Source organism: Corallococcus exercitus, from assembly GCF_003611585.1.
Taxonomy (GTDB): domain Bacteria; phylum Myxococcota; class Myxococcia; order Myxococcales; family Myxococcaceae; genus Corallococcus; species Corallococcus exercitus.
Map to the genome: position 1 here is coordinate 1 of NZ_RAVW01000926.1, position 408 is coordinate 408.

Below are 408 nucleotides of genomic sequence, written 5' to 3' on the forward strand. Positions count from 1 at the left end.
TTCTCGCCATTTCCTATGGCGGCTTGCTCGAAGGCGCTGTCGTGACCGAGATCGTTTTCTCCTGGCCGGGCATTGGCCAGTACATGACCAACGCGCTGATGATCGGCGATATGAACGCCATCGTCGCCGGCACCATCATTGTGGGATTTATCTTCATGTTGTTGAACTTCCTGGCGGACGTCGCTTACGCCGTCTTTGATCCGCGCATGCGGGAGGCGGCCCGATGAGCGATGTTATCCGCAGCGAGATAGAGATCCGCCCTCCAAGTGTGTCGACCCGTATCGCGGCTTCGTTTGCGCGCACCGGCCGCAAATTGGCTGCCGAGCCGCTTGGTCTCGGAGGGTTCGTCATCCTCGGTCTGCTTTGCTTGATCGCGATCTTCGCGCCGCTGCTTGCGCCTTACGATCC

General features: G+C 59.6%; 2 protein-coding genes. Both read left to right on the top strand.

Translation table 11 applies throughout. The annotated features are described in order from the left end of the window. The coding region (locus tag D7W79_RS42905; protein ID WP_120530815.1) for an ABC transporter permease subunit at positions 1–227 on the top strand (227 nt) is incomplete at its 5' end. After that, a partial coding sequence (locus tag D7W79_RS42910) for a hypothetical protein (protein WP_208729998.1) occupies positions 224–408 on the top strand: 185 nt, incomplete at its 3' end. The genes D7W79_RS42905 and D7W79_RS42910, both read left to right, overlap by 4 nt.